The 8,818-nt window shown below is 65.7% G+C and carries 7 protein-coding genes and 1 riboswitch; of the genes, 1 reads left to right on the top strand and 6 read right to left on the bottom strand.

From position 1 onward, the window contains the following. Nucleotides 1-111: 111 nt before the first annotated feature. From Q0743_RS20360 to Q0743_RS20335, 6 genes are all read right to left on the bottom strand, one after another. Entirely contained in the window at nt 112-693 is a 582-nt protein-coding gene (locus Q0743_RS20360) for a hypothetical protein (protein WP_298243280.1), read from the bottom strand. 61 nt (nt 694-754) lie between these two features. Further along, nucleotides 755-2,986 carry a TonB-dependent receptor gene (locus Q0743_RS20355; protein WP_298243279.1) on the bottom strand — a complete coding sequence of 744 codons (2,232 nt, stop codon included), beginning with the start codon at nt 2,984-2,986 and terminating at the stop codon, nt 755-757. 113 nt (nt 2,987-3,099) lie between these two features. Next, a riboswitch (cobalamin riboswitch) is annotated at nt 3,100-3,315 on the bottom strand. A 100-nt stretch (nt 3,316-3,415) separates the two neighbouring features. After that, on the bottom strand, nt 3,416-3,667 hold the full coding sequence (locus tag Q0743_RS20350) for a hypothetical protein (RefSeq protein ID WP_298243278.1): 252 nt from the start codon (nt 3,665-3,667) through the stop codon (nt 3,416-3,418). Nucleotides 3,668-3,790: 123 nt separating this feature from the next. Next, complete coding sequence (locus Q0743_RS20345; protein WP_298243277.1) at nt 3,791-4,003, bottom strand: hypothetical protein; 213 nt, start codon at nt 4,001-4,003, stop codon at nt 3,791-3,793. A 148-nt stretch (nt 4,004-4,151) separates the two neighbouring features. Beyond that, the gene (locus tag Q0743_RS20340; RefSeq protein ID WP_298243276.1) at nt 4,152-4,328 is read right to left on the bottom strand and encodes a hypothetical protein; all 177 of its coding nucleotides are present in this window, start codon (nt 4,326-4,328) and stop codon (nt 4,152-4,154) included. 106 nt (nt 4,329-4,434) lie between these two features. Further along, a complete protein-coding gene (locus Q0743_RS20335) occupies nt 4,435-6,171 on the bottom strand; it encodes an adenylate/guanylate cyclase domain-containing protein (RefSeq protein WP_298243275.1) in 1,737 nt (578 codons plus the stop codon). A 338-nt stretch (nt 6,172-6,509) separates the two neighbouring features. Between Q0743_RS20335 and Q0743_RS20330 the strand changes: the two genes are divergently transcribed. Then, complete coding sequence (locus tag Q0743_RS20330; protein ID WP_298243274.1) at nt 6,510-8,699, top strand: lytic transglycosylase domain-containing protein; 2,190 nt, start codon at nt 6,510-6,512, stop codon at nt 8,697-8,699. The last annotated feature ends 119 nt before the right edge of the window (nt 8,700-8,818 follow it).

The following is an 8,818-nucleotide window of genomic DNA, read 5'->3' as shown; positions in this document are numbered from 1 at the left end:
CTCTTGGGTGAGCCGGGATGGGCGATACATACGACAAAACCGAATTTCGGTAAAGCGGAATATTTTTACATCGCTTGGTTGACAGAGGGCGACACAGGGTCTTTTAGCGGCTCACGCCGCCATCGCCCCTTTGCGCCCGAACGGGTTGGCCAGGCGAACGATCTCGCAGATGGCGACGAGGCCGGCGAGCCAGACGGCGCTGGTCAGACCGATGCGGGTCACGATCGCGGCGGTGAAGGCGCCCTCGCCGCCGAGGAACGGCGTCGCGGCGAGCAGCGCGAGCTCGTAAATCCCGTAGGCGACGACGAGCGTGATCGCGAGCGCCAGCGGCGTGCGCCCCTGCGGCAGCAGGCCGAGCACCGTCGACGAGGCCGCAGTCGCCAGAAGCGCAGCCGCGCCGATGACAAAGCCCCAGGCGATGGTGCTGGCATCTGCGGGATAATGCAGCGCGCCGAAACCGATGGTCTGGTTCACGAGCCAGGCGCCGGTGACGACGAGCAGTGCCGGGCGGAGCCGCAGCATTGCCGCGGCCACGACGGCGAAGGCCGCAAACGGCGTGGCGCAGGCGAACGCGAAGCTCGCGAGGGCGCATGATGCCGTCAGCAGCGCAAAGCCGAATATCGGCGCAAGGCGCGGCGCGACCGGATGAAGGCGGAAACGGTCGTCGTCAGACGGCAGGATGCTGAGCGCCATGAGTGATCTCCTTCTCTTCGAATTCTAATCCATTTGCAGGTCTGTGACAGCCCCGGCGGCGTCAGAACGTCGCGCCGGCCTTGAGCAGATAGCTGCGGCCCGGCAGCGGATAGGCGCTGAAGCGGCCGTCGGTGAAGGTGCTTGCGATGGCGTAGTCGTAATAGAGCGCGTTCAGCAAATTGTTGACGCTGAGGGACCAGAAGTAGCGCTCAACCTGGCCGCTGAGCTTGAGGTCGATCGTGCCGTTGGCGGGGATCGGCTTCTGGGTGCCCGCCTGGTCGTTGTCCATGCGCCGCTCGCTCCAGAAGCGCGCGGTGGCATCGAGCACCAGATAGTTCTGCCAGATGTTCCAGGTGACGCCGGCGCTCGCCGTGGTGCGCGAGACCAGCGGCACATCGTTGCCCGCCCAGATGCCTTCGCGGAAGACTGCGCGCGTATAAGCCATGCCGGAGCGCAGCAGCAGGGCGTCGTTGACGCGATAGGACAGGCTGGTCTCCGAGCCGTAGCGGCGGGTCGGATCGAGATTGGTGTTGTAGAACAGGACCGGATTGAAATGAACCTCATTGGTGAGGTCCATCAGATAGAGACTGCTCTGCAACTGCAGCCCGCCGCCCTTGATGCGCAGGCCGCCCTCGACATCCCAGGAGGTCTGGGTCTTGAGCTGGAAGGTCTGCGGAATCGCTGCAAAGGTGAAGGGATCGAAGGATGGCCCCGACGACAGCCGCTCGTCGACGTCGGGCGTACGGAACGCGCGCGCGGCGCGGCCGAACAGCGAGACCACGTCATTGAGGCGATGCTCGGCGCCGAGATGCAGCGCGTATTGGGTCTCACTGCTGGTCAGCGGCAGCGCGCCGATGTCGGCGTTGAACGGCGCGGCCGGATCGAAATTGTCGCGTGCGGCGAGACTGACGTTGTGCACCCGCGCGCCATAGGAGATGTCGGTCGTTGGCGCCACGCCCAATGTGTGCTGGAAATAGCCTGCGACCGTCTGCTGCCTGAGGTCGTAATTGTGCCAGGCGGCGAGCCCCTGCCCGGCGCCGCGGTTCTGCGCAAAGCTGGCATCGTAATAGTCGATGCCGGTCAGGAGCTGAGACGGCATGCCTAGCATGAGGCTCTTCACGCTGAGCCGCGGCGTGATCGACCATGTCGTCAGATGGGAATCGACATAGGTCGAGGTGAAGAAGGCCGGGACCGGCATCGGGCTGGAGAAGAACGCGCTCTGCTGCTTCTTGTCGCGCACGCCGCCATCGACGATGAGGTCGACGCCGTTGACCAGGGTCTTGGTGAAGCCCGCGGTCGCGCCATAGCCCTGCTGGTTGGCATAGTTGAACGGCGTGCTGGTCCCGCGCCTGTTGCTCGCGAGCTCATCGAGGCCGATGGAGGGATCGACGGTGCGGCCGCCCGGCAGTCGCAGCTCCTGATTGTCGCCTGTGACGGTGAGAAACGCAGTCAGGCCTGACGTGGTGTAGTTGAGATTGCCGACGGCATTTTTCTGGGAGTAGCGATTGTTGTCGCGATAGCCGTCGGTGCTGACGGCATTGCCGTAGAACGAGGTCGACCACGGACCTGAATTGAGCGAGGTCGAGACGTTGCCGAGCCTGGTGTTGAACGAGCCGAAGCCGGCCTCGATGCGCGCGGTCACGGGCGGCCCGCCGACGCCGTTCCTGGTGACGATGTTGATCACGCCGCCGACCGCGTTGTCGCCGTAGAGCACCGCGCCGGAATTGCCGCGCGTGATCTCGATCCGCTCGATCGAATTGAGCGGGATGGTGGAGAGGTCCACCTGCGCCATGTCGACGTCGTTCAGCCGCCGGCCGTTGACCAGCACCAGGGTATTGGCGGTGGCAAAGGCGCCGAAGCCGCGCAAATCCACGCTGGTCTTGGCGCCGATCTGGCCGCCATAGAACGTCGTGAGCTGGGCACCCGGGGTCTGCGCCGCGATGATCTCGGCAAGGGTCTGCGACGGCGCATGCGCGATATCGGCGGCCGTGATGACGGTCGTGGCGGCGCCGACGATGCCGCCATCGCCGGCGACAGAATCGGATCCGGACGAGCCGGCACTGCGTCCTGCCGGCGCGACAGTGGCGGCTGCCCGCGGCCGCGCCACATCGCCGTCTCCGGTCGCCCTGGCCCGCGTGCGGTTCTGATCGGCCCGCTGGTTCACCTCGATCGGCGGCAACTGCTCGGCAAGGGCCTGCTGGGCGAGAGCGGCAGACGGATTGAGCGAATGGAGGGAGACAGACGCGAACAGGCCAGCGCTGAGGCGCCAGGCGGCAGAGATGGGACGGGACACGGTTGAAACCTCGGTATGACGTCAGTGGCACGTCACAGCGAACGAGGTTTCACGGCAGAGCGATGGAATGCTCCGGTGAAGCCAATGTCTGTACTCCCCGACCGACATCGTCGCGTGTGACCACGGCTGACGGCAGGTCTCCTGGCTCGCGGGTCGTAACCTCTACGTCGCCTTCCCAGGACCGAGATTCCCAGTGGCATGAGACGAAAGATTCACCGCTTACAGTTGCGGGGGCAGCCGTGGCGTTGGGACCGATCCCGGCGTTGGGACGTCCCGCACCACATTCCCTTTTGATCTCCGTGAGGAGAACCGTCACCGGCCATTTACGTGTCGTTCCGCCGGAGAGTCAATCGACGGCCGGCCGTTGTCACCGCAGCCAGCCGGCATCGCCGTACCGGCCGATGCCGGTTCATGAGCGCGAGGCCGCGCTTAGGTCCGGCCTCGGAAGCGTTGCGCTTGGGCCCAGGCGGCAGCGACGTCGCGTGGCGGAACGTCGACGCGCCTGATGGGGGTCAGCTCGCCGGAGGCCGAGACGATCGCGGTCTCCTCGCGCCGGCACCGCGTGCAGACGAAACGGACCTCATGCGGGGATGCCGACCAGCTCGACCGCTTCACATTGGCCGCCATCGGCCAGGCATCACAATGCGAACACGACACCAGAAATCGACCGGGATCGAGCATACCCATTTCCATCGGACTCCGCGTCCTGCCCGCTCCCTTCAATCATTAACCCAAGTGAATCGTTCCGGTGCCCCAACACCGCCGGTTCCGTCCCGGCGGAGCGATCGTTCCCTGCCAACGCGTTCAGCGTGCACCCTTGAGAGTGCAGGAGGTGCTGCAGGTGACCGTGGTGCCGCGATCGCAGGCTTTGCAGGCGCTGACGCACTGGTTCAAGTCGCGGGGATTGTAGCTGTAGTTCCGCATCGGACAGGCCGGCGTCGTCGAGCCGGTGATGTCCTGCTCCTGATCGCAGGCCGCGGTCATGAGCGCGATGATGATCACTACAACGAGGCGCATGGGATTGCCCTGTCAGGCCCGGCAAATGACACTCGCGAGGCGCGCTGCATTGCAGCGAACCCCGGCCTTCCCACCACAGGCATCGCCAATCGGCGATGCTTGCGTGCATCGAGGATGCGCGCCAAATCTTAAGAACGGATTGCCGGCGTCAGGCCGCGGCCTTGGTCGCGATCGCCTGCCGCATGTCCACCGCCAACTGGCGGTACTGCTCCGAGAGCTTCAGATAGAACTCGCGCTTGATGCTGTCGGTGGCGAGCTTGGCGATCAGCTCGCATTCGGCGGTGAGTGTCTCGAACCGTTCCAGCCTGTCCTGAAGTTCTGTCATCGGCGTGTCCCCATCAAACGCCTCAAGGACATCCAACCTAAGCCCGCGGAATAGGTCACGGCGAACATCGTTATCGAGTAGAATCAATTTTTCCCGATGCGGCCGCCTATTTGCTGTCGAGCCGCCAGGCGCCGTCCCATCCCGCATCCGGCGGGGCGGCCTCGAACTGCGCGATGCGGCCGAGCATGGTGCGCGAGGGGCCGTCGCCGGGGACGGCTTCGAGCGCCGCGCTGAAGCCCGCGCGTGCCGCATCGAAGCGCCCGATACGATAGGCGGCGAGCGCCTCGGCGTAGCGTGTGCGCAAGGTCTCCTGCGCATCGGTGAGCAGGCCCGCCCTTGCCATGACTTCGAAGATCGCCTGCGTCGCGCTCTGGCCCGCGACCGCCAGACGATCGATCTCGCGCAGCTCGAGCCGCGATCCGATCGACTCGGCCGTCGCCTGCGAGATCAGGATACGGGTGCCGTAGACCTTGTTGACCGCCTCGAGCCGCGAGGCCAGGTTCACGGCATCCCCCATCACGGTGAAGCTCATCATCAGCTCGGAGCCGATGCTGCCGGTCAGGACTTCTCCCGTGGCGATGCCGATCCGCAAATCGCACGGCGCAGGCATGGCGCGGATGCCGAGCAGGTCGGGCAGCTGGCGCTGGAGCGCGGGCACCTGGTCGGCCATCTCGGTTGCCGCGATGCCGGCAAGGAGCGCCTGCTCGTCCTCCTCGATAAAGGGCGGGCCCCAATAGGACATGATGGCATCGCCGATATATTTGTCGATGATGCCGCGATTGTTCCTGATGGGTGCGGACATCACCGTGAAATAGTGGTTCATCACCCTGACGAGGCCGCGCGGCGTCATGCCCTCGCTCATCGAGGTGAAGCCGCTCATGTCGCAGAACATGATGGTCATGACCCGGCGCTCGCCGTCGATCGCGACCTCCGGCCGGTCGATCAGCCCCTGCACCACCTTGGGATCGATGTAGCGTCCGAAGGTCTCGCGGATGCGCTCATTGTGCCTGAGCTGCTCGGTCATGCGGTTGAAGGCCGCGGCGAGCTCGCCGATCTCGTCCTGCGTGGAGACCGTGATGGTCTTGTCGAAACGGCCGGCCTCGACCTCGCGCGTGCCGGCGAGCAGCAGCCGCACCGGACGCGTGATGCCGCTGGACACCAGCAGCGCAAAGGCAAAGCCGACGATCGCCGCGAGCAACGTCACGACGCCCGACACCACGATCGCCTGATGCTGGCGGCCAATCACCTGCGAGGTCGAGAAGAACACCTGCGTCAGCATGTCGGCGCGGATCGCATCGACCTTGCGGTTGAACGCATCGCGCAAGCCGTCGAGAGTTTCCAGCGTGCCGCGGGCCGCGGCCATGTCCTTGGCTTCGACCTGCTTGACCAGCTTCGCGTTACCGTCGTCCAGATCGCGCCGCAGCTCCGTGACGGCGCTTTCGATGCGGACGTCGAGCCGGGCCAGCGCGGCATTGTCGGAATAGGTCCTGGGATCGTCGATGATCGCGTTGATGAGCTTGCGCGCCGCCTCGGCCTCTTCCTCGAACTTGCGGTCCAAGGCCTCGAAGTCGCGAAGCCGTGCCGCATAGGCCTCCTCGTCCGACGACGCTCCCATCCGGGTCATGACCATCCGCCGCAGCGCCAGCGCCCGCTCGAGCGAGCGGATGTTGGCGCGGGAAAGATGGCTGTAGGCCGGGATGTAGCGGTTGGTCAGCTCGTCGAGGAGGACGCCGACCTGGCTGGACATCACCATCGACAGGATCGAGGTGATCAGCATCAGGACGATCAATCCGAGGGCGATGCCGACGATCTTACGCCGGATCGACTGGTTGAAAATCGGCATTGGTGCGGGGCAAAGGCCAGAAAGGATGGAGCGTTGGAACTCCATACACCGGATCGGGCCAGGGGAACACGCGCAATCTGGTTCCTCCTGTCGCCGGGAACCGGCCCGGCCGTCGGGCGGGCCCGGATCGTTAACGAAGGTTAAACGGGCTGCCCTTTGCGGCCGTCCCGAAGTTCCGCTTCGCATCCGTATTTTGCCGCATTGTTGCGACAGCGTGAGGAATGCGAAACGATGCCGGGCATCGTATTCGATGCCTTTGATTCTCGAGCCGCATGTCGTCGCGGACCTTTGTTTGTAGTGGTTTCGGGTTTGTAGTGGTTTCGCAGGGGGACCATGGAATGAACCAGTGCCTACGCTCGCTCGCGTGTGTCGTTGCCGTGGCCGCGTTGGCCCTCATTCCCACCGAGCTGGCAGCGAAAAGCAGTCACAAATCGTCTGCGCCGAAGAAGTCGCATGAGGCGAAAGCCGGCAAGCCGCGTCATGCCGCCGCCGGCAAGGCGCACCATGTCAAGCAAGCAAATGGCAAGCATGCCGAGGCCAAGCGCAAGTCGAAGACGCAAGACGACGAGCCCGCGGACAAGCCGGCAGCGCCGGCGCTCACCGGCGACCTTGCCGTGCTGAAGGACGCGATCGATCTCGCGCGCAAGGGCAAGACGGAGGACGCAAGCGCCGCGCGCGACCGCATCGCCGACCCCGCCGGGCAGAAGCTCGCCGACTGGTTCATGCTGCGCCACTCCGAGAGCACGGCGAATTTCAAGCGCTACGCCGCCTTTCTCGCCGCCAATCCGGATTGGCCGAGCCGCAACCTGCTCCGCCGCCGCGCCGAGGCGCGGCTGTGGCAGGAGAAGAGCGACGCGGCCACCGTGCACAAATTCACCATGGACCGCCCGATCAGCGCCAAGGGCAAGTTCGCGCTCGCCCGTGTGCTGCTGACCGAAGGCGATGCCGACAGGGCCGCGCGCCTGGTGCGCGAGGCCTGGCGCACGGATGAATTGTCCGAACGCAGCGAGGAGGATTCCTACGAGGCGTTCCGCGATTTGCTGACCGCCGACGATCATCGCGCCCGCATGGACAGGCGGCTCGGCGCCAAGGACTACCCGGCTGCGCGGCGCGCTGCGAAGCGGATCGGCGAGGATGAGCTTGCGATCGTCAAGGCCTGCGCCGCCGTGACCGGCAAGGCCAACAAGGCCAAGGATTATCTCGAGGACGTGCCGGCCGAGGCGCGCCGCGATCTCGGCTATGTGCTGTGCCGCGCCCAATGGCACCTGCAGAAGGACCGCATCGACGATGCGGCCGAGGTGATCCTGGCCGCCGCGCCCGACACCATGGCAGCCCAGGACACCGATGCCTGGTGGCGCGAGCGCCGCCTGCTCGCCCGCAAGCTGCTCGACCAGGGCAAGTTCAGAACCGCCTACGACGTGGTGCGCACCGCCGCGGTGCCCGAGAAGGAAGTCTATCGCGTCGACTATCACTTCATGTGCGGCTGGATCGCGCTGCGCTATCTCGGCGATCCCAAGGCGGCGATGGTGCACTTCGCCGCGATCGACGAGGGCTCGGCCAACCCGATCGCGCTGTCGCGCGCCCATTACTGGCGCGGCCGGGCCGCCGAGGCGATGGGCGCGATGGCCGATGCGCGCATGAGCTACCGGGCAGCCTCGCGCTATCCGACCGCCTATTACGGCCAGCTGGCACGTGCAAAGCTCGGCCTCGACCGTATCGAGCTGCGTCCGCCCTCGCCCGTGCTGGCTGCCGCCGATACGCCGTCCTCGGACGAGCGCGTGCGTGCCGCCGACATGCTCTACGGCATCGGCGAGCGCGACACGGTGTTCTGCTACGCCGAGGATTTCGCCAAGGAGAGCACCGACGTCGCCGCCCTCGAAGCGCTCGGTGAGCTCGCCGGGCAGCGCAACGATGCGCGCGTGATGCTGGAGGTCGGCAAGTCGGCGCTGGCGCGCGGGCTCGCGCTCGACCATTACGCCTTCCCGACCATCGGCATCCCCGAGCACAAGCAGGTCGCCCCCGCTATCGAAACCAGCGTGATCTATTCGGTGGCGCGCACCGAAAGCTCGTTCGACCAGCGCGACAAGTCGCCCGCGAACGCGGTCGGCCTGATGCAGGTGACGCCGGAAGCCGGACGCGACACCGCGAAACGTTTCGGCCTGACTTACGACTGGGACAAGATGGTCTCCGATCCCGTCTACAACACGCAGATGGGCGCGGCCGAGCTCAGCGCGCTGCTGTCGGAATATCGCGGCAACCAGATCATGACCTTCGCCGGCTACAATGCCGGCCGCGGCCGCGTGCGCGAATGGGTGCAGGCGCGCGGCGATCCACGCGACCCCAATGTCGATCCGGTCGACTGGGTCGAGCGCATCCCGCTATCGGAGACACGCAACTACGTCCAGCGCGTGATCGAGAACGTGCTGGTGTACCGCGCGCGGCTCGAAGGCAGCGGCATGGTCGCCGGCAAGAGCGACGAGCGCGTGGTGAACAAGGACGCCAGCGCGAAGGCGACGCCGGTGGAATAGGCGCAAGCCGTAGGGCGGATTAGCGCAGCGTAATCCGCCTCTTCTGTCTCTGCGAGAGAGGGGGGGTGGCGGATTACGCCTTCGGCTAATCGTACTGAGTCAGCCGGTCGCAGTAATTT

The organism is uncultured Bradyrhizobium sp. (assembly GCF_936943645.1).
In the GTDB taxonomy this organism is placed as follows: Bacteria; Pseudomonadota; Alphaproteobacteria; order Rhizobiales; family Xanthobacteraceae; genus Bradyrhizobium.
The sequence above is the reverse complement of the archived record's forward strand: the minus strand, read 5'-3'. Positions and strand labels throughout refer to the sequence as shown.

What these genes read in the sequence shown, in the direction of transcription:
- Q0743_RS20335 (WP_298243275.1), bottom strand. Translation starts at nt 6,171, where the DNA reads ATGCCGATTTTCAACCAGTCGATCCGGCGTAAGATCGTCGGCATCGCC.
- Q0743_RS20330 (WP_298243274.1), top strand. Translation starts at nt 6,510, where the DNA reads ATGAACCAGTGCCTACGCTCGCTCGCGTGTGTCGTTGCCGTGGCCGCG.
- Q0743_RS20345 (WP_298243277.1), bottom strand. Translation starts at nt 4,003, where the DNA reads ATGCGCCTCGTTGTAGTGATCATCATCGCGCTCATGACCGCGGCCTGC.
- Q0743_RS20360 (WP_298243280.1), bottom strand. Translation starts at nt 693, where the DNA reads ATGGCGCTCAGCATCCTGCCGTCTGACGACGACCGTTTCCGCCTTCAT.
- Q0743_RS20350 (WP_298243278.1), bottom strand. Translation starts at nt 3,667, where the DNA reads ATGCTCGATCCCGGTCGATTTCTGGTGTCGTGTTCGCATTGTGATGCC.
- Q0743_RS20340 (WP_298243276.1), bottom strand. Translation starts at nt 4,328, where the DNA reads ATGACAGAACTTCAGGACAGGCTGGAACGGTTCGAGACACTCACCGCC.